10 protein-coding genes are annotated in these 20,914 nt (G+C 72.1%); 3 read left to right on the top strand and 7 right to left on the bottom strand.

What is annotated here, in order from left to right; all coding sequences use genetic code 11:
* Window positions 1-60: 60 nt before the first annotated feature.
* The 3 genes from WME79_RS35850 to WME79_RS35840 form a co-directional block, all read right to left on the bottom strand.
* A complete protein-coding gene (locus WME79_RS35850; RefSeq protein ID WP_437524257.1) occupies window positions 61-825 on the bottom strand; it encodes a glutaredoxin domain-containing protein in 765 nt (254 codons plus the stop codon).
* Window positions 822-2,918 carry an ABC-F family ATP-binding cassette domain-containing protein gene (locus WME79_RS35845; RefSeq protein ID WP_437524255.1) on the bottom strand — a complete coding sequence of 699 codons (2,097 nt, stop codon included), beginning with the start codon at window positions 2,916-2,918 and terminating at the stop codon, window positions 822-824. Before WME79_RS35845 ends, WME79_RS35850 begins: the two co-directional genes overlap by 4 nt.
* 160 nt (window positions 2,919-3,078) lie before the next feature.
* Window positions 3,079-3,705, bottom strand: a complete 627-nt coding sequence (locus WME79_RS35840) for a glutathione S-transferase family protein (RefSeq protein ID WP_437524252.1) — start codon at window positions 3,703-3,705, stop codon at window positions 3,079-3,081.
* A gap of 496 nt (window positions 3,706-4,201) precedes the next feature.
* Here WME79_RS35840 and WME79_RS35835 point away from each other — a divergent pair, with 496 nt between their 5' ends.
* Together WME79_RS35835 and WME79_RS35830 are read left to right on the top strand one after the other, a co-directional pair.
* Window positions 4,202-6,472, top strand: a complete 2,271-nt coding sequence (locus WME79_RS35835) for a DUF3160 domain-containing protein (protein WP_437524249.1) — start codon at window positions 4,202-4,204, stop codon at window positions 6,470-6,472.
* Window positions 6,473-6,713: 241 nt separating this feature from the next.
* Window positions 6,714-11,747, top strand: coding sequence for an AAA family ATPase (locus WME79_RS35830; protein ID WP_437524247.1), 5,034 nt, complete (start codon window positions 6,714-6,716; stop codon window positions 11,745-11,747).
* A gap of 73 nt (window positions 11,748-11,820) precedes the next feature.
* Here WME79_RS35830 and WME79_RS35825 read toward each other — a convergent pair whose 3' ends face one another.
* The 4 genes from WME79_RS35825 to WME79_RS35810 form a co-directional block, all read right to left on the bottom strand.
* Window positions 11,821-14,094 (bottom strand): ATP-binding protein, encoded by a 2,274-nt coding sequence (locus WME79_RS35825; RefSeq protein WP_437524245.1) that lies wholly within the window; start codon window positions 14,092-14,094, stop codon window positions 11,821-11,823.
* A complete protein-coding gene (locus WME79_RS35820; protein ID WP_437524243.1) occupies window positions 14,091-15,968 on the bottom strand; it encodes an ATP-binding protein in 1,878 nt (625 codons plus the stop codon). The genes WME79_RS35825 and WME79_RS35820 overlap by 4 nt, the downstream gene beginning before the upstream one ends.
* 205 nt (window positions 15,969-16,173) lie before the next feature.
* A complete protein-coding gene (locus WME79_RS35815) occupies window positions 16,174-17,229 on the bottom strand; it encodes a YihY/virulence factor BrkB family protein (protein WP_437524240.1) in 1,056 nt (351 codons plus the stop codon).
* A 121-nt stretch (window positions 17,230-17,350) separates the two neighbouring features.
* Window positions 17,351-17,692 (bottom strand): hypothetical protein, encoded by a 342-nt coding sequence (locus WME79_RS35810; RefSeq protein WP_437524238.1) that lies wholly within the window; start codon window positions 17,690-17,692, stop codon window positions 17,351-17,353.
* 125 nt (window positions 17,693-17,817) lie between these two features.
* Here WME79_RS35810 and WME79_RS35805 point away from each other — a divergent pair, with 125 nt between their 5' ends.
* Complete coding sequence (locus WME79_RS35805; protein WP_437524235.1) at window positions 17,818-20,844, top strand: TIGR03960 family B12-binding radical SAM protein; 3,027 nt, start codon at window positions 17,818-17,820, stop codon at window positions 20,842-20,844.
* The last annotated feature ends 70 nt before the right edge of the window (window positions 20,845-20,914 follow it).

Below are 20,914 nucleotides of genomic sequence, written 5' to 3'. Positions count from 1 at the left end.
CAGGGCTGCGGCCCGGGCCGGCCGCGCCCCTGACGAGCGCAGCGGCCCGCCGCCGCCCCCTCAGAGCGTCGTCCCGCCCGCCGCCCGCGCGAGCGCCTGGTCGATCGCCCCCGGGCTGAACCCCACGAGGATCTGCCCCCGCACATCGATGATCGGGATGCTCCCCCCGCGCTGGTGGCTCTTCGCGAGCTTGTCCTGCATCTCCGCGGCCGCGCCCGCGTCCTCCTCGATGTCCTTCACCACCGCGGCGATCCCCTTCGAGCGCAGGTAGTCCGCGGCCTGGTGGCACGGCTTGCACCACGAGGCGCCGTAGATGATCACCGTGACCCCCGCGAGGTGGCTCGGCGCGCCCGGCGCGCCGGCGCCCGCCGAGCCGCCGGGGCCCGGCGCCGCGGGCGGCGGCGCCGTCTTCGCGAGGTGCTCGGCGCGCCGCTTCTCCAGCAGCGACTCCCATTCCCTCCGCGGCATCGTCCGGACCGCATACGTGCCGTCCGGCCGCTTCTGCGTCAGATCCGCGACGTAGAACGCGTCCCGCGTCCCCTCCGTCCGGTCCGAGAGCATGGCGCGCACGAGCGCGCGGCCCTCGGCCGGCACGTCGGCCGGGCGCATCTCGACGTGCGTGTCGCCCTTCTCGTCGATCCACGTCAGCATCAGGTTCGCCGTGTCGTCGCGGAGCTCGAGCGACGGCAGCTCGGCGACGGCCTGCGCCGGCGCAGTGCCGTCGTCGCGCTTCTCCTTGCACGCCGGGCCGAGCGCCGCCGCAGCGAGCGCGAGCAGCACCCCCGCGACGTGAGCCCCCCGCGCGCCCCCCGCCCGCCGCTTCACGCCTCGCCTCCCGCCGTCGCCGAGGCCCCGAGCTCCTCGCTGAGCGCCATCCACTCCGCCATCGCCGCGTCGACGCGCTTCGCGAGCGCCTGCTCCTCGCGCGCCGCCGCAGCGAGCTTCGCCCAGTCGCCGCCCGGGTCCTGCTTCAGCGCCTCGCGCATCTCGGCGAGCCGCGACTCACCCGCCGCGATCTCCGTCTCCAGCTCCTTCACCCGCTTGCGCTTGCGCTCCGTCGCCCGCGCCGCCGCCTTGTCGGTCTCGAACGCCCGCCGGCGCGCCGCCGCGTCGCCCGCGCCCGCGTCGTCCGGCGGCGGCATCGTCGCGCCGCTCCGCCGCACCGCGCGGCCAGACGCCTTCGCGCCCCTGTCCGCCGCCTCCCCCCGCGGCTCCTCGCGCGGCGGCGGCGCGCTCGCTGTCTTCCGCGCTCCCCGCGCGCTCTTCGCCCTCTCGCGCTCCTCGCGCGCGCGTTCCGCCTCCTCCGCCTCGGCCGCGAGCTTCTCGAGGTTGTCGCGGTAGTCGCGGAAGCCGCCGGGGTAGATGTCCACGCGCCCCTCGCGCACCGCGACGATGCGCGTCGTCACCGCCTCCAGGAACCTTCGGTCGTGCGAGACGAGCAGCACCGTGCCCTCGAAGCCCGCGAGCGCCTCCTCGAGGATCTCGGCGGCGGGGATGTCGAGGTGGTTCGTCGGCTCGTCGAGGAAGAGCAGGTTGCGCGGCTCGAGGAGCAGCTTGCCGAGCGCGAGCCGGCTCCGCTCGCCGCCGGAGAAGCCCTGCACCTTCCGGAGCGCGTCGTCCCCGTAGAAGCGGAAGCGCGACAGGTACTGGCGTGTCGCGTCGACGTTCATGTCGGCGCGCACGCTGCGGATCTCCTCGACCGCGGTCCTCGACGGGTCGAGCGAGCCGAGGTGCTGGTCGAAGTAGCCCTGGCAGAGGTTCGTCCCGCGCCGCACGTCGCCCGCATCCTCGGGCGCGCCGGCGCCGGCGAGCAGCTTGAGCAGCGTCGATTTGCCGGTCCCGTTGGGCCCCACGATGCCGACGCGGTCGCCGCGCCGCAGGAGGAGGTCCACGCCGGAGAAGAGCGTGCGCCCGCCGCGCGAGGCGCCTAGCCCGCGCGCGTCGAGCACGATGTCCCCGCTGCGCGGCGCGGGCGCGAACCGGAACCGGACCTTCTCGGCGGTCGCCCACACGTCCTCGGGCCGGTCGATCGTCTCGAGCTTCTCGAGCATCTTGCGCCGGCTCTGCGCCTGCTTCGTCTTCTGGCCGGCGATGTTGCGCCGGATGAAGTCCTCGGTCTTGGCGACGAACGCCTCTTGCCGCTCGGCGAGCTCCCGCTCCCGGGCGAGGTCCTCCTCGCGGGCGACCGCGTAGTCGCTGTACTTGAGCGGGTAGGCGCGGAAGCTGCGCTGCCCGAGCTCGAACGTGTGCGGGCAGACGGCGTCGAGGAACGCGCGGTCGTGCGAGACGCAGAGGAGCGCGCCGCCGAGGCCCGCGAGGTGCTTCTCGAGCCAGGTGATGGTCTCGATGTCGAGGTGGTTCGTGGGCTCGTCGAGCATCAAGAGATCGGGCTCGATCGCGAGCACCACGCCGAGCTGCAGGCGCCCGCGCTCGCCGCCGGACAGGCTCGAGACGGGGCGATCCATGTCGGCGGGCGAGAACCCGAGGTGGGCCGCGATGATCTCCACGCGGCGCTCGAGGTCGTCGCCGCCGGCGATGTGGTAGCGATCGGTGAGATCGCTGAGGCGGGCGAGATCGGCCTCGCTGCCGCTGGCGGCCGCGTGCTGCGCCGCGGTGAGGGCGTGGCGCAGCTCGAGCACCTCGGAGAACCCGGAGAGGAAGGCGTCGAGCACCGTGCCCTCGGCCGCGAGCTCGTGCGACTGCCGGAAGTACGCGAACCGGATCCCCTTGCGGATCACGACCGAGCCCGTGTCGGGGGTGAGCTCGCGGGCGACGAGGCGGAGCAGCGTCGATTTGCCCGCGCCGTTCGGGGCGACGAGCGCGGCGCGCTGGCCTTGCTCCAGGGAAAAGGTGATGCCCTGGAAGAGCCTGTCTGCGCCGTAACCGAAGCTGAGGTCGGCGACCTGGAGGACCGTCATTGCGGCCGAGTTCTAGCATGTGTCCGGCGCGCGCAAGGGCGCTCGGGGCGCGGGGCCCGAGTTCGCGCGGACAGCGTGGATGACCGTGAGCGCTCGCCGCGCAGGCGATGGTGAAGTTGCGGGGGCGCCTCGCCCGCCTGGGCGAGCGAGGCGCTCGGGCTCAGGCCTCGGCCATGGTCGCCTTCACGGCCGGGCGCTCCATGATGCGGCCGAGCCATCCCTTCACGTTCTTCAGCTCGGAGATGTCGATCTTGGCCGCCTGAAGGCCCCAGCCGAGCACGGACGCGAGGTCGAGATCCGCCAGGGTACAGCGCTCGCCGGTGAGGTACTGGCGGCCATCGAGGCGGCCGTCGAGGATGCGGAGCAGGCCGCGCGCCTCGGTCATCGCCACCTCGGCCTGCTTCGCGTCCTGCTGCTCCTTGGGGAACCAGTCGCTCGTGTTCTTGATGTAGCGGAACAGGGCGCTGGTCATGTTGACCTGACCCCAGACGAGCCACGTCAGGGCCATCAGCTGCTCGGGCGAGCCGGGGGCCGGCCACAGGCCCTTCTCGACGCCGTAGCGCTCGCCGAGGGCGATCTGGATCGCCACCGACTCGAACATCGGGGTGCCGTCGATCACGAGGGTCGGCACCTGGCCATTGGGGTTGAGGGCGAGGAACTCCGGCTTCCTCTGGTCGCCGGCGCGCAGGTCGACCCGGACGGCCTCGTGGGGGACACCGAGCTCGGCGAGCGTCAGGCGGATGCGTCCAGCGCTGGACTGGGGGGAGTAATAGAACGTGATGGTCATGGTTGGCCTCCGGCGCCCCTTGTAGTGGATCCGATTCGCCGCCGTCACGCTCATCGTGCATGGGACCGCCAAGTTTCCTCGGGGCCCCATCGAAACAGCGATGTTCCCCTTTTGTCATGGGGAGCAAGAAATCGACAGAATTGGGCGGGTGAGCGAGGGAGGTCGCTCAGGCGTCGATCGGCGTGAAGAGGACAATCGTCAGGACAACACGAGCGCTTCTTCTCTCCGGCGGTCTTCTCGGCCTCACCGCGCTCTCTCCGCGCGAAGCGCAGGCCTCGAATGACCCGACCTGATCCCGGCGCGGTGACATCGTGCCAGTCCTCCTCAGCAGCGCATCCTCGCGATGGTGCCGTATCCTGCTGCACCGGAGCAGATCTTTGCTGTTGCGGACGAAGAGGGGAGCGCGCCTCGCGCCCGCGGCACCGTCCTTGCCCGTAGCGGGGTCGCCGCGCCCCGCACGGGAGGCGCGCTCTGGAAGGGAAACACGATGCGCAAAATGCTTCTTCACTTTCACGTCGTTCCGATCCTCCTTGCCCTCGCCGGCGGTTGCTCCGGCGAGAGCGACCAGCAGACCGACACCGGCGGTACGCAGACCGGTGGTACGCAGTCGGAGCAGCCCCCGTCGCCGCTCGGGCCCGAGCAGCAGGCGGAGCTCAGCGCGCTGCTCGACGAGCAGGAGTCCTCGGCGAACATGACCGCGGAGGACTTCGCCTCGAGGTACGCTGTGCCCTTCGCCTCGGGCCTCTCTTACGCGCCGGCGGACGCCGAGGGCCTCTCGCTCGTCCAGAGCACCTCGCTCGCCCTCGACCAGGACGAGCTCGCGAAGCTCTCCGAGAGCGGCTTCGTCATCTCGGAGAAGAAGGCCTTCCCGACCTTCGTTTACGGCTACGCGAGCATCTACGCGCTCGATTTGCCGCTCTACGTGTCCGCCGACTCCATCCTGTACGCGGTCCACCGCTCGTACGACGCGATCCTGAAGGGCGTGGAGCTCGCCGCGCTCGCACCCGAGCTCGGGGCGATGCTCGAGGAGATGCGCGCGCGGCTCGCCTCGGGCGCCGGCGGCGAGCTCGGCGCCGAGGCGCGCGCCGACGCGGATCTCTTCACCGCCGTGGCGCTCTCGCTCCTGAACGACGCGCCCGTCGCGCCCGTGGCTGGCGCCGACGCCGCGAAGATCGACGAGCTCGTCGCGGGCGCCAAGGCCCACCAGGGCACGGGCAACGTGCGCCTCTTCGGCTCCGATCGGATCATGGACTTCTCGCAGTTCGAGCCCCGCGGCCACTACACCGACTCGCCGGAGCTCCAGCGCTACTTCCGCAGCATGATGTGGCTCGGCCGCGTCGACTTCCGCTTCCTCGAGACCCAGCAGGACGGCACGCAGGTCCTGCAGCGACGGCAGCTCGAGGGCGCCTATGTGCTGCGCGCCCTCGCCGACGAGAACACCCTCGCCCGGTACACGCGCATCGACGACACGGTCCAGGCCTTCATCGGCGAGAGCGACTACATGACGTTGCCCGAGCTCGACGTCCTGCTCGCGGACCTCGGCCTCGCCGGCGCCGCCGGCCTCGCCGGGCTCTCGGACGAGCAGATCATCGACGTCGTGGTGAAGAAGGGCCACGGGACGCAGCGGATCTCGAGCCACATCATGATCAACGGCCTCGGCAAGGGCACGATGCCGCTCTCGTCGAGCTTCGCGCTGCTCGGCCAGCGGTACGTCGTCGACTCGCACGTCTTCTCGAACGTGGTGTACGACCGGGTGAAGGGCGGCTCCGTCAAGCGCATGATGCCGAGCCCGCTCGACGTGGGCTTCGCCGCGCTCGGCAACGATCAGGCGGGCCTCTTGCTCGGGCCCGAGCTCGGGCAGTTCCCCTACGCGCCGGATCTGCACATGATGCGCGTGCTCGTCGACGCGCACCCCGGCGACTTCTGGAGCAAGAACCTCTACAACCACTGGCTCGGCGCGCTGCGGGAGCTGTCGCCGGCGAAGGCGCTCGCCGACACCACGGGGCTGCCCGCGGTGGCGAAGACCGAGGCGTGGGGCCGGCGCCTCCTGAACACCCAGCTCGCCTCGTGGGCCGAGCTCCGGCACGACACGCTCCTTTACGCCAAGCAGTCGTACACGAGCGGCGCCACGTGCGAGTTCCCGGACGCCTACGTCGACCCGTACCCGGCGTTCTTCGCGCGCATCGCCGAGCTGGCGGAGCAAGGCAGCCGCGCCGTCGAGGCGCTCGACCTATCGGGCGCGCCGTCGCTGCCGGGCGCGCCGCCGTCGTCGCTGCTGGAGCAGCGGGTGCCGGCGTACTTCGCGAAGCTGCAGAGCGTCGCGAGGACGCTCGGCGAGATGGCGGAGAACGAGCGTGCCGGGGTGCCCCTCACGGCGGAGCACCTCGATTTCATCAACCAGGCCGTCCGGATCCAGCGCGGCTGCGGCTCGGACGAGGGGGCGGTGGGCTGGTACGCCGAGCTCTTCTTCGACGTCTTCCAGACCGTGGCCGAGGACCCGACGATCGCCGACGTGCACACGCAGCCGACCGACGAGAGCGGGGCGCCGGTCGGGCGCGTGCTGCACGTGGGCACCGGCCGGCCGCGGCTCATGGTCGTCACCGCTGATCCGTGCGGCACGCCGCGCGCCTTCGTGGGGCTCGCCTCTTCGTACTTCGAGAAGATCACCGAGGGCTTCGAGCGCATGACCGACGAGGAATGGGCTGGCGAGCTCCACCAGACGACGCCTGACGACGTCGCCTGGATGAAGGACCTCGTCTCCCGCTGATCCTGCTCAGGGAAGCGCGCCGGAGCGATTCCGCTTTGCTGGAATTGTGTCGGGTTGTGCCGGTGCGTCAGGGTGATCATGGTTGGTCTGCCCGCTCGCTTCGAGGCGCGAACAGACCGTCGTGTACACATCTCCATTGCAATTTTGCATCGGGCTCTGCGATACGTGAACAAGGGGGATCGCTGGCGTTGCCACCCGGTTCAGGGGAGAGACCGGGCGAGCGAGCGCTGCGGGAACGCGCATGATCAGTCTGTCCGAGTACGCGCTCACGGACGTAGTTCACGAGGGTAGAAGCGTCGTCGTTCACCGCGGTTACCGGAAGCAGGATGGCGCGAAGGTCATCGTCAAGCGGCTGAAGGCCGAGCTCCCCGATCCTACAGAGCTCGCGACGCTGCGGCACGAGCACGCGATCCTCAGGGATCTCGCGATCGCCGGTGTTCCGAGGGTTCATGGGCTCGCGACCTCCGAGCGCGGCGTGGCGCTCGTCATGGAGGACACGGGTGGGCGGGTGCTCTGCGACATCCTGCGTGAACGAGGCCTCGATCTCCGGACCACGCTGGAGGTCGCCATCGTCCTCGCGGCCATCCTCGAGTCCCTCCATCAAAGGCGCATCGTCCACAGGGACGTCAAGCCGCACAATATCCTCCTCGATCTGGAGTCGAAGGCGATCAGGCTCATCGATTTCGGCATCTCGGCGCGCCTCGCCCAGGAGGTGCAGGCGATTGGAAGCCCTGAATCGCTCGAAGGTACGCTCGCGTACATCTCGCCCGAGCAGACCGGTCGCACGAGCCGCCTCGTCGATCACCGCTCCGACCTCTACTCCCTCGGCGTCACGCTGTACGAGATGCTCACGAGGTCTCTGCCTTTTCGAGCGGTCGACTCTGTGGAGCTCGTGCACAGCCACATCGCGAGGACACCGGCCTCGCCGTGCAAGGTGTCGCCTGACATCCCGAGGGTGGTGTCGGACATCGTCATGAAGCTCCTGTCCAAGGCCCCCGAGGACCGGTATCAGAGCGCTCACGGCCTTCGGGTCGATCTCGAGGCCTGCCTGTCTCAGCTCGTGCGGGCGGGGCGGGTCGAGCCGTTCCGCCTCGGAGAGCACGATCTCTCCGCCGAGCTCTGCATCCCGCAGAAGCTCTATGGCCGCGAGGTGGAGACCGCCGCGCTCCTGTCCGCCTTCGAGCGCGCAGCGCAGGGGGCGACCGAGCTCGTGATGGTCAGAGGCCCTGCCGGCGTCGGCAAGTCCGTGCTGATCAAGGAGATACGGCACGCCGTCGCGCACCTGCGCGGAGGGTACTTCATCGCCGGCAAATCCGATCAACTCGACCGGAATGTCCCGTATGCCCCGTTCCAGCAGGCGCTCCGGGAGCTGATCCGGCAGATCATGGTGGAGCCAGCGGAGGCGCTGAAGCGCTGGAGAGACCGGATCACGGCCGCGCTCGGGGAGAACGGGCAAGTGATGGTCGATCTCGTCCCCGAGCTCTCGTGGCTCATCGGGCCGCAGCCGAGCGTACCTGAGCTCGGGCCGACCGAGGCGCAGGTCCGCTGCCACATGGTGTTTCAACGCTTCATGAGGGCGCTCGGGTCCTCCGAGCGCCCGTTCGCCTTGTTCCTCGACGACCTGCAATGGGCCGATCCAGCCTCGCTGAACCTGCTCAAGGTCATCCTGAGCAACACGGGCGGCGCTCATCTGCTCGTGATCGGCGCGGCCCGGGATCAGGAGGTCGACGAGGGACACCCGCTCTCATTCGCGCTCAGCGACATCCGGAGCGCCGGCGCGACCGTCTCCGAGCTGCCCCTCGGGCCTCTCGGCCTCACCGACGTGAACCAGCTCCTGTCTGACACCCTGCACTGCGAGCCGCAGCGCGCGGCGCCGCTCGCCTCGCTCCTGTTCGAGAAGGTGCACGGCAACCCGTTCTACCTGAATCAGCTGCTCCGGCGGCTCCGCGAGCAGCAGCTCATCACCCTGGACCGGAGTGCGGAGGCATGGACCTGGGACCTCCGGCGTATCCAGGACACGCCGATCGCGGAGAATGTTGTCGAGTTCATGGTGGAGAGCCTGCGAAGGCTCCCCGCCGAGACGCAGGAAGCCCTGAAGCTCGCCGCGTGCTTCGGGCACCAGTTCGATCTGGAGACGCTCGCGCTCGCCCGCGAGAGGCCCCTTGCGGAGACGGCCGCGCACCTGTGGGGGGCGATGGACGAGGGGCTCGTCCTGCCCCTCGGCGCCGACTACCGGTTTTACCATGATGGCGTCGCGCGAGACGCAGACATCCCGGAGCAGCCGGCCTGCAACGTCTCCTATCAATTTCTCCACGATCGCGTGCAGGAGGCCGCCTACGCCCTGATCGAGCCCGCGCAGAGGCCCGAAGTGCACCTCAGGCTCGGACGGCTCTTGCTCGCCCGCCGCGAGGGAGCGAGCGGCGACGGCGAGACGTTCGCGATCGTCGACCACATGAACCTGGGCGCCTGCCTGCTTGAATCCGAGGACGAGCGGATCGAGCTCGCTCGGATGAACCTCGCCGCCGGTCGGAGGGCCAGGTCCGCGGCGGCCTTCGAGGCGGCGTTCAGGTACCTGGACGCCGGGATCTTGCTCCTCGACGGCCTCGCCGACGGCTGGGAGCAGGGCGGCGAGCTGACCCTCGCGCTGCACATGGATCTGGCGGAGTGCGAGTTCCTGACCCGCCGCTTCGAGCGCGCGCTCTCTCGGTGCGACGCCCTGCTCGGCCGGGTGCGAGAGCGGATGGATCTGGTGCGCATTCATGAGCTGCGCATGACGGTGTGCATGGCGCAGGGGCGTTATGCGGACGCCATGGCCGCCGGGCTGGCAGGCCTCGCGCACTTCGGGATCGAGCTGCCGGAGGCGGGCGAGCAGGTCGCGGCGATCGTGGGGGCGGAGCTCGCGGAGGTGCAGGCCGGCCTCGGCGGGCGCCGGATCGAGGAGCTCATCGATGCGCCCCTGATGGCGGACCCGGACAAGCGGGCGCTCATGAAGTTCCTCGTCGTCATGCTCAATGCCGCGTATGCGTCGAAAAACCCGCTCTTTCCCTTCCTCCTCGCCAGGCAGGTCAACCTCTCCCTGAAGTACGGCCACTCGGCCGGGTCGGCGAGCGGCTATATCACGTATGGGTTCTTCCTCTCGGTGGCCCAGGCGCGCTTCCGGGAGGGGTACGAGTTCGGCAAGCTCGCCATCGATCTCAACGACAAGCTCAACAACCCCGAGATGGTCTGCAAGCTGAACTCGCAGTTCGCGATGTTCATCCATCGCTGCAGGCATATCCGCGAGGCGCTGCCTTATTTCGAGCGGGCCTACAACGCCGGCGTGCAGTCTGGTGACTTCTTCCTGCCCTATACCTGCTTCCAGATGGCCGATGCGCGGCTCGCCCTCGGCGAGGAGCTCGGGAGCGTAGGCGAGGTGATCGCGAAGCTCCTCGCGCTCGTGCAGCGGCTCAAGGACACCCCGAGCGCGGCGACGCTGCAGATCATGCTGCAGATGGTCGCGAACCTCACGGGACAGACCAAGCGCCGAGACACCCTGAGCGACGACACCTTCGACGAGGCCTCCTTCGCCGCGACGCTGGGGGACATGCCGCTCGCCGCGCTCTGGTACCACGTGACCAAGGCCCAGCTCGCGTTCCTCTACGAGGATCCGCAGGGGGCCCTCGCGCTGGCAGATCTCGCCGCGCCGATGATGGCCCTCGCCGGCGCCATGCCGATCGTCGACATGCTCCCGTTCTATGCCGTGCTCTCGATGCTCGCGCTGCCGGATGCGGCCGAGCGCGAGCGGCGCGGCGCCGCGATCGCCGCGCACGAGGCCCGGCTCTCGCTCCTCGCGGCGAGCTGCCCCGAGAACTACCGTCACCGCCATCAGCTCGTGCTCGCCGAGGTGGCGCGCGTGGCCGGGAAGGAGGTCGAGGCGATGGCGCATTACGACGAGGCGATGTCCGGCGCGCGCCAGAGCGGGTTCGTCCACGAGGAGGCGCTGGCGAACGAGCTGTGCGCGAAGTTCCTCGCGGCCACAGGGAAGATGAAGGCGGCGCGCGTCCACATGACCGAGGCGTACGACGCCTATCGCCGCTGGGGGGCGATCGCGAAGGCGTCGCACCTGGCGGAGCATCATCTCCCTCTCCTCCAGGAGTCCGCGGCGCCGCCGTCAGGCGAACGGTTGACGTCGGTGTCGCTGCCCACCACCACCACGTCGAAGAGCGCGGCGCTCCTCGATACGACGACGATCCTCCGGGCAGCGCAGACCATCTCCGGCGAGCTCGTGCTGGATCACGTGCTCGAGCGCCTGATGGGGCTCGTCCTCGAGAGCGCCGGCGCGCAGCGGGGCGCGTTGCTGCTCGCGCGCGAAGGCCAGCTGCTGGTCGAGGCGACCGCCACGGTCGAGCCGAGCAGCGTGCTCGTGGGCCTCTCGCTCCCCCTCGAGCAGAGCGGCGACGTCGCTCAGGCGGTTGTGCGCTACGTGGCCAGGACCAAGGAGCCCGTCATCCTGAACGCTGCCACGCAGGACAGTCGCTTCGCCGCCGACCCGTACGTCATCGCGCGCCGCCCGCGCTCCGTCCTGTGCGTCGCGCTCTCTCACCGGGGTCGCCTCACGGGCGTGCTCTACCTGGAGAACAACGCGGCGTACGGCGCGTTCACCGCGTCGCGGCTGGAGATGTGCGAGATGCTGTCGTCGCAGGCGGCGATCGCGGTGGAGAACGCGCTGCTCTACGCGAAGGTCGAGGCGGCGAGCGCCGATCTGCGGCGCGCCAACGAGGGGCTGGAGGGCGAGGTCGGGCGCCGGACCGCCGAGCTGCGGGAGGCCAACGATCGGCTCGCGCGCGAGCTCGTGGAGCGCGAGCGCGCGGAGACCATGCGCACGGCGCTCCAGGAGGAGATCCTGCGGGTCAAGGACGAGCGGCTCGCGGAGATGTCGACGCCGCTCATCCCGATCTCCGATCGGGTCGTGGTCATGCCGCTCGTGGGGACGGTGGACCCGCCGCGGGCGCTCCAGCTGATGGCGACGGCGCTGGAGGGCGTCCAGGCGAGGGGCGCCGGCGTCGTGATCATCGACATCACCGGCGTGAAGCTTGTCGACACCGAGGTCGCGAGCCTGCTGATCCGGACCGCGGACGCGCTGAGGCTGCTCGGCGCCCGCGCGGTGCTCACCGGGATCAGCCCCAGGGTGGCGCAGACGCTCGTGGCGATGGGCGTCGACCTCGGCCGCATGGTGACGAAGCAGACGCTCCAGAGCGGCATCGCCTACGCGATGGGGAGATCCGCGGCGGCGTAGCGCGCGTTCGCGCGACGCCGCCGCGGCGATCTCGCCCGCGGTCGAACCACCCGTCTCCGGAGGATGAGATGCGTTATGCCGCTGCGGCCGCCGCCAGGAACGCCTGCGAGAGCTCCGACGGCGCCGGCAGCGCCGCGCTCGCGAGCCCCCGCCGCGCCACCGAGAGCCAGCGCATCGGGTCGGCGACCGCGCCGCTCGCGATCGCCGCGAGCAGGCGGCGGCGCATCCAGTCCTTGCGGCGGTAGAAGCTCGTACCGTGCTCGGCCGTCGGGCGCGGGACGTAGCTCGCCAGCGAGACGTGCGTCTTCTCGTGGAGCAGGAGATCCGCCAGCGCCGTGAAGGCGACCGCATCGTCGCGCAGGAGCACCGCCGTGAGCAGCGCCCGCACCCGCGCCGACGCGAGGTTCACGCTGATCCCGCTCCCGTCGGTGTGCGCCATCTCGTCGGGGCCGTAGAGGTCCTGGTGCACCCAGATCGGCGACGCCGGCAGATCCGTGGACTCGGAGATCGCCGCGTCGAGCCGCTCGATGATCGTCATGGCCGCGGCCACGGCGCGGACGCCGGGCACGTCGATCGCGGTCTTGAGGAGCGCCTCGCGCGAGGTGCGGGGCATCGGGCAGGGCGCTGCGCCCGGCGCCCGCGGAGGCGCCCCGGCGGCGGCCTGGAGGGGCTGCGACGCCGCGCCCTCGCTCGCGAGGCGCCGCCAGAACGCCTGCGCGAGCGGCTCGTCGAGCGCGAGGTACACGAGATCCCCGGGCCGCACGCCGGCGGCCTCCCGCGCCACGGCGGCCTCCGGCCCCGGACCGGAGGCGCCGAGCGGCCAGCGGGCGGTGCTGCGGACCTGGCTCGACGACAGCGACGGCGCGGCATCGAGCGGGCGGAGCGCGCCGGTCCGGTGCGCCTGGAGCAGCTCGCGCAGCGTCAGCGGCGCGCTCCGGTAGTGGACCTGGCCGAGCGCGGACAGCGCCGCCCCCGAGGGCCGCTGGCCGGCGTCGACCACGATCGACCGGAAGAGGGGCGCGTCGAGCAGCCCGCTCGCGAAGCGGATGACGTGCTCGGGCGCCGCCACGGTGGGGGTGCGCGCGACCGGATCGAGCTCGTCCACCGCCTGCGCGGACGCGATCGTGATGCTCTCGCCGAGCAGCGCCGCGTGGAGGAGCCGGTCGAGGACCGAGGAGAGGCGGTGATCGACCGCGCGCAGGAGCTCGCGGTCGTACAGCGCGTCGCGCAGGACGAACCGCTCGAAGGCCGCGACGAGCGCCGCCTCGACCGCCGTGGACGCGGTCGCCGCGACCGCCGAGCGGCCCTTGTTGAGCGGCACGCTGAGCGGCAGCTCCGCGACCAGGCCGAACCCCGCCGCCGTGATCGCCCGCGCGAGCTCGCGGTGAAGCCCGAGCTCGGGGCCAGGGAAGGGGTCGATCCGCGTCGCCACCGTGAGCCCCTTCTGGGTGATCGTGAGCTGCGGCTCGATGCCGTCGCCCCGGCCCACGAACAGCTCGACCGCGCCGCAGAGCTCGCCCGACGGCGGGAGCCGGAGCGGCACCTCCGCGGCGCGGCGGAGGCGCCCTCGCGCCGTGTTGACGAGCGCGCCGTCCACGTAGATCCGCGCGACGGTCGCGTCGACCAGCCCCACCGCCGCGGTGACCTCCGCGGCGAGCGCCGGCCGCGAGATCGGCTGCGCGAGCGACAGCCTCACCGAGGTGCCCGTCGTCGGGCGGCGCGGCGGCTCGGAGGCGCGCTCGTCAACACGGCGCGCCGGGGCGCCCGCGCGGCCGCCGTCCGCGTACGGCGCGGGCGGGGGGCGGGGCAGGGACAGGAGCGTCCACGAGAAGTCCTCGTAGGGCGGCCCCCCGCCGAGCGGCGCGACGAGCAGCCGGTGCCCGCCCGAGGGCGTCGCCGTGACCACCTCGATCCACGGCGCGATCTCGAGCACGGAGAAGAAGCCGATCCCGTGCTCGCCGATCGCGTCGGGCTCGCCCGCCTTGCCGCTCCGGAAGGGCACGAGCAGGTCGGCGAGGAGCTCGGTCCGGCCCATGCCGCGGCCTTGATCGGTGACCGAGATCTCGCGCCCGTCCTCGGACGAGCGGACGTCGATGCGGGCGCCCGGCGGGGACGCGTCGAGCGCGTTCTGGAGCAGCTCGCGGAGCGGGCCGATCCGGGACGACGCCTGCGCGTAGATGGTGCGGGAGAGGATGCGCTGCGCGAGGTCGGGCACCGTCGCCTCGCCGCGGCAGGCGGCGACGAGCGCGAGGCGCTCCGCGCTGCTCGCCTGCAGGTAGGCCTCGGCGCGCCCGTGGATCCGCACGAGCAAGAGCTCCGAGAAAAGCCCGTACGAGATCTGGGTCATGGCTCGCCTCCAGACGTCCTTTCGCCGGGCCGGGGCGCCGCGAAGGCCGTCCCGTCCACGGGTTCGCCGACGATGAGATCGCGCTCGAGATCGGCCTCGCGCACGCCGGAGGCCCGGTCGAAGGCGGCCCGCAGCGCGTACCAATCGCTCCAGCCGGAGGGGCGCCGCACCGCCGCGCTGTCGTCGCGGATGAGCAGGAGCCGGCGCGTGCCGAGGCACGGCAGCGGCCCGGCCGGCCGCCGCCCCGGCGCGTCGGGGAGCGGCGGCGCGCCCGGCGCCCGGCGCGCCGCCGCGCCCGCGCCGCGGTCTGGCTGGAGCCGGCTCCGGCAGAGGGCGACCATCGTCGTGTGCGGGCTCGTCGCCCGCGCGACGAGCAGCGGCAGCCCCGAAAGGTCGCCGCGACGCCGCGCCAGGGCCGAGAGCGTCTCCGGCGCGTCGATCTCGAGCTCGTCCTCGAGCAGCTCGCGCTCGCCGGGAAGGTGCGGCTGCCACTCGCGCTCCGCCCAGAAGCTCTCCGGCACGAACAGCCGCTCGGCCACGCTCGGCCCGAGGAACCCGAGCAGCGCCTCGCGCCGCTCGGGGGTCACCATGCAGCGCTCGGGGCCGAGCAGGGCGCGCGCGAGATCGAGGGCGACCTCGTCCCAGCCCGCGGATTGCAGCATGAGCGCGCTGATCTGGGCGGCCATCTCGGCGAGCCTGTCGCGCGTGCGCCGGCCCTCACCGCTCGCCGCGGCGAGCTCGATGAGGCGCCGGTAAAAGGCCGTCGCGACCGCGGTGAACTCTGGCCCGACCTTGAGCGCGTCCCGCCCCTCGGTCAGCTCCACGGCGGCCGGGAAATCGATGAGCGCGAGCTCGGCGAGGGCGAGGCAGGCGTCGACCTTGACCCCGGCATGGAAGGTGGCCGCCGAGATGCTCGGGAGCAGCCCTCGCCCGCCGACGTGGAAGCGCGCGAGGAGCGCGTCGTCGCGCTCCCCCTCGAGGTGGGTCCGCGCCTCCAGCGCGGCCGCGCCGGGGGGCTGCGGCGCGACCGCGACCCGCTCCTGGATGAGCTGCCCGCCGGAGATCAGCCGGCCGTCGTTCACGGCCGCGCCGTCGAGCAGCACGAGGGCGCGGCTCGCGGGGAAGAAGTGGAGCGCGTCGCGCAGGTACGCGCGGACCGTGGCCGTCTCGAGCAGCGCCGACGTGACGCGCACGCGCGTCCCGAGCAGCGGCGCGATCCGGCGCACCGAGCACATCAGGGCGGCGGTGAGCTCGGGCGACGCGCGGCCGCGGGCTTGCCCGAGCTCCTCCGAGGCGGCCGCAGGCGCGTCGCCCGCGCTGGGCCAGGCCACGACGCGGATCGCCCATCCCTCGACGCCGTCGCCGGTGGTGAGGTGGAGGCTGAAGCTCTCCGGATCCGAGAGCCCCAGCCCGAGCACGGAAAAGAACCCGACCCCGAACCGGCCGAGATCGATCCCTGGCCGCTTGTCCGTCGCGAACGGGATGAGCAGCCGTGAGAGGATTGCCCGGAGCCCCATGCCGGCGCCGGCGTCGCTGACCTCGACGCGCCCGTCGGTGACGGCGATGTCGACGACGGGCTGCGGCGCGCGGGCCGCGTCGGCCGCGTTGAGCACGAGCTCGATGAGCGGCCGGAGCGGATGCCCGAACTGCCGGCAGATCTCCTCGTCGAGGATCTTGAGCAGGTAGGCGCGGTCGATGGGCGGCTCCGCGAGGTCGCGCTGCCCTGCGCACAGCGCCTCGAGCGCGGGGCGGTGCAGGCCGACGGCGACGAGCTCGTGCAGCGCCCCCAGAAAGTACAGCCCGGCGTCGCCCGGCAAAGGCGTGGCGCGTCGGTTGCCGCCCTCGTCACCCCCCGCTCCGTAGTGCGCGTGCACGCTCGACTGCTCCCCCTCACGCCCGCCCTCGACATGCCCCTGCGCGAACTGCGCGCACCCACCGTGCGAATGCGCGCCGAGTGAGCGCCGAGTGGCGGACGAGCGACGGCGCTTTCACCGCCCGTGCCGAGCCGAACCGTCGGGCGTCGACCGTCCGTCCTTCAGCGCGCGGCCGCCGGGGGCGTTGGCCTCCCGCCGCTTCGACCTACCCGGCGGCTTGGTGCTCGCGCGGCGAGCTCGGTGCGCCGCGCGCTTCGTCCTCGTCCGCGCCCTGGGCGTCGCCGAGCCGCGCCGCGGCCCCGCGGGGGAGCGCTGCGCCCTGGGGGAGGGTGGCGCTCAAGGGCAGCGGCGTGACGCTCTGGGGCGGCGGCGTGACGCTTTGGGGCAGGTCGGAGAGCTCGGGCAGCTCGGAGAGCTCGAGCGCGCTCCACTTGCCGGGGGGCGGAATCGACATCACCCCGGCGCGCTCCCGCTCCAGGCGCGCGTTCAGCTCGCCCCCGATGAGCAGCGCAAGCGCCAGGAGCCACAGCCAGAACAGGAAGATCGCGACGGTCGCGAGGCTCCCGTAGAACGTGGCGTAGCGGCCGAGCGTGGCGACGTAGAGTGAGAAGAGGGTCGACACGGCGGACCAGAGCACCACCGTGAGCACCGCGCCCGGGAAGATCCGGCGTCGCTCGATGTTCGGGCGCTGGATCGAGATCCTGAAGAAGGCGGCCACCATGCAGATGACGAGGCCTCCAGGGAGGGCGAAGGCGACGATGCGGGCGCCGATCGATCCGGAGAGCGTGCCGATCAGCACGCCGACGCCGGCGACCACGGGCACCACCGCCAGGCTGGCCATCACGCACGCCGCTGCGATCGCCCTGCGCACGTACCAGGGGCGCTCGCGCGTGTTGTAGATCGTGTCGAACACGCCCATGGCGGTCGAGAGCCCGGAGGACGTGATCCAGAGGAAGCCGGTGATGCTGATCGGCGCGACCGCCGACGACTGCGAGAGCCGGATGAGCTCCTCCGAGACGAGCTTCGCGACGTCCGGGGGCGCCGCCTGCAGGATGGGACGCACCACCACATCCGACCACTGGTGGATCCGGCTGAGCACATAGCCGGCGAAGGCCGCGAGCGGGATCAGGCTGAGGAACGCGTCGAAGGCCATCGCGCTCGCGGCCCGCGGCCCGTTGTGGCGATCCAGGCTGACGATGACGCTCCACAGCGCCTTCGCTGCGCGGTGGCGCGCGATGTGTTGCCGGATCGGAGCAGGCACGGAGGGCAGCGTCGCTCTCCCTCGTGCGGGGCGCAATACCATCCGCCCCGCCGCCGCGCGCGGCCGATCTCGGGACGGCGGCGATGTCCGTGCAGCGGCGCTCCGGCGTTACGGCGTGCGCCTAGGCGTCCGTGTTCCTGTCGGCGGCGAGGAGGCTCTGTACGGCGTAGGGCACCGACTCGACGCCAGCGAGCTCGGCGAGGGCGTAGGCGATGTGCTCCCGGCTCGCGTGCGGCGGGATGCCGACGATCGCCCAGGAGCCGCCCTCGCCGCGGTGCAAGTTGTTCCCGCGCTCGACGCGCATCGCGGCGAGCGCGGGGTAGACGGCCACCGTCATCCGCTTCGGCCGGAGGCGGTCCAGCGTGCGCATGGCGAAGGCGATCCGGTCAAACTCGCTGGGGTCCCGATACTCGACGTGCCGCGCCCGGTCGAGCTCCACATGATGGGCATCACGCTCGCGCACGTCGTGAGCATACCCCAAGCAGGCCGCCGCGCCGCTCCGGCCTGCGGCCCCGGACGGCGGATCGAGCTGGCTCGAGCGAGCCGCGGGTGCCGGCGCCGGCCGGCCATGCTACGCGCCGAAGCGCCATGGACAGCCTCCCCCTGCTCGCCGATCACCCGTACGCCTCCTTCCTTGATCAGGTCGAGAAGCCCGCGCGCTACGCGGGCGGCGAGGTCGGCTCGGTCGTGAAGGACTGGGCGTCGGTCGAGGCGCGCGTCTGCCTGGCATTCCCGGATGTCTACGACATCGGGATGAGCCACCTCGGCTTCAAGATCCTCTACAAGCTCCTGAACGACGACCCGCGCACGCTGGCCGAGCGCTGTTATACGCCCTGGATCGACATGGAGGCCCAGCTCGTGAAGCGCGGGCTGCCGCTCGTGTCCCTCGAGTCCGCGCGCCCGCTCAGGGACTTCGATGTCGTGGGCTTCTCCCTGCAGTTCGAGCTCACGTACTCCAACATCCTCACGATGCTGCACCTCGGCGGCATCCCGCTGCGCGCGGCGGACCGCGGCGAGGACGACCCGATCGTGATCGCGGGCGGCCCGACGGCGACCCACCCCGAGCCGATCGCCCCCTTCCTCGACGCCCTCGTCATCGGCGACGGCGAGGAGAAGGCGACCGAGGTCGCCCTCCTGTGGGCGCGGCTCAAGCGCGAGGGCGTGCCGCGGCGCGAGCGGCTCGTCGCGATCGCGCGCCTCGGCGCCGTCTACGTGCCCTCGCTCTACGCGACCCGGGTCGATCCCGACACCGGCTTCGAGGTCGTGGACCGCCCGCTCGCCTCCGGGATCCCGTTCCCGATCGAGCGCGCCCTGGTCGACCTGAACAGGTACCCGTTCCCCGACGAGAGCCCCACCGGCGGGCCCGAGGCCATCTTCGACCGCATGTCGATCGAGATCGCCCGCGGCTGCACCGAGGGGTGCCGCTTCTGCCAGGCCGGCATGATCTACCGACCCGTCCGCGAGCGCGATCCCGAGCAGATCGTCGACACCGTGATGCGCGCGGTGCAGCGGTCCGGCCAGGACGAGGTCTCGCTCACGGCGCTGTCGACCGCCGACGTCTCGTGCATCTCGCCGCTCATCAAGAAGGTCACCGAGCGCCTCACCGCGGAGCGCATCTCGCTCGGCGTCTCGTCGCTGCGCGCCTACGGGCTCGAGCCCGACCTGCTCGACGAGCTCAAGCGCGTGCGCGCGACGGGCCTCACCTTCGCGCCGGAGGCGGGCTCTCAGCGGATGCGCGACGTCGTGAACAAGAACGTCACGGAGGAGCAGCTCCTCGAGACGGCCGAGCGCGTGTTCAGCCGGGGCTGGGGCAAGATGAAGCTCTACTTCATGATCGGCCTGCCGACCGAGACCGACGAGGACGTGCGCGGCATCGTCGAGACGGGTGCCCGCGCGGCCGGCGCCGGGAGGAGGGCGGCGGGCAAGGGCAAGCCGGTCGACGTGACGGTCAGCGTCTCGACCCACGTGCCGAAGCCTCACACGCCCTTCCAGTGGGCGGCGATGGACACGCTCGCCGAGGTCGGGCGCAAGCAGCAGATGCTCAAGGACACGGTACGGCCGTATCGCGCCGTCACGCTGAAGACCCACGAGGCTAACGCCAGCGTCCTCGAGGGCATCTTCGCCCGCGGCGACCGCCCCCTCGCCGACGTCCTCGAGCGGGCCTGGCGGCACGGCGCCCGCTTCGATTCGTGGGAGGACCAGCTCGATCTCGCCGTGTGGGAGGAGGCGTTCACGCACGTCGGCGTCGACCGCGCGAAGTACCTCGGCACCCTCCCGGTGACGGCGCGGCTGCCCTGGGATCACATCGATGTCGGCCTCGAGGAGGGCTTCCTCGCGAAGGAGTACAGGAAGGCGCTCCAGAGCCGCCTTAGCCCGCCGTGCGGCAAGGTCGCCGGCACGTTCGTCCACCACACGAACCTCGACGACGCCAGGGCCGACACGCGGCGGCTCGTCTGTTACGACTGCGGCGTCGCCTGCGACATGACGCAGATGCGCGAGGAGCGGCTCACCTTCCTCGATCGGCTCGGCGCTCACCGGCGCTCGCTGCCGGTGCTCACCGACGCAGGCGCCGCGCCGCCCGCGGGCGCCGCGGGTCCCTCTGCCGCGCCGGCGAACGACGGCGGCGCGGAGCGGGAGAGCGACGGCGGCGCGGGGCGGGAGAGCGTCGCTGCTACGGCGCCGGAGAGCGGCGACGACAGGGAACCCTCGCGCGCCGCAGGGGAGGCGCCCCAGCGCGCGCGGCGGATCGCGCCTGCGCCGAAGGGGCGCGGCGGCTTCCGCTACCGCTTCCGCTTCGAGAAGGCCGGGCCGATGGCGCTGCTCGGCCACCTCGACGTCGTGCGCGAGCTGCCCCGCGTGCTCCGGCGCGTCGGCGCGCCGATGACCTACACCGCGGGCTTCCACCCGAAGCCCGACATGACCTTCTCGCCGGCGCTCTCGCTCGGCGTGATCAGCCTCGACGAGTACGTCGACCTCCGCCTCGAGCGCGACCTCGATCCCGCCGCGCTCGACGCGCTCGTCGCCGCGATGTCGGCCGCGAGCCCGCGCGGGCTCGTGTTCAGCGGCGCCGTCAAGCTCGGCCCGGAGGACCCGTCCCTGAGCAAGCTCATCGCCGGCGCGCGCTACGCGCTCGCCTTCGCGCGCTCCGCGATCGGCGGCGACGCGGAGGCGCTCCTCGCCGCCCGCTGCAGCGCCGCCCTCTCGGCCGCGTCGCTCCCGATCCGCCGGGAGATCGACCGGCTCGCCAAGATGGTCGACGTGCGCCAGTACCTCGTGCGGGCCGAGGTCGGCGGGCCCGAGGTCCACTCGGCGCTCGCGCGCGCCGGGCTCGTCGGCGATCTCGTCGCCCTCGAGGTCGAGGTCGATATCCGCGGCTCGGGTGCGGTGAAGTCGTCCGAGGTCGCGGCGGTGATCACGGGAGAGCCGGGGGAGGCGCCGGGCGCGATCACGCCGCCGCCGCACCGCGCCGTGCGGCTTCAGCTGTTCGGCCGTACCTCGCCGGCGGGCTCCGCAGCGGGCGAGCGCTTCTCGCTGTTCGATCTCGAGCGGGCGCGCCGCGTCAAGCCGGCTCCGGAGCGAACACCGGCCCTCCCGCTCGCCGCGGACGCCGAGTGAGCCAGCCCAGGACGGTCGTGTCGTAAAGATCCTCCCGGCGACGGCAGCGAACTGGGCGCAGAGCGTGCGC

It is taken from the genome of Sorangium sp. So ce726 (genome assembly GCF_051521405.1).
Classification (GTDB): Bacteria; Myxococcota_A; Polyangia; order Polyangiales; family Polyangiaceae; genus Sorangium.
Note: the sequence above shows the minus strand (reverse complement) of the source record. Positions and strands in the feature narration are given on the sequence as shown.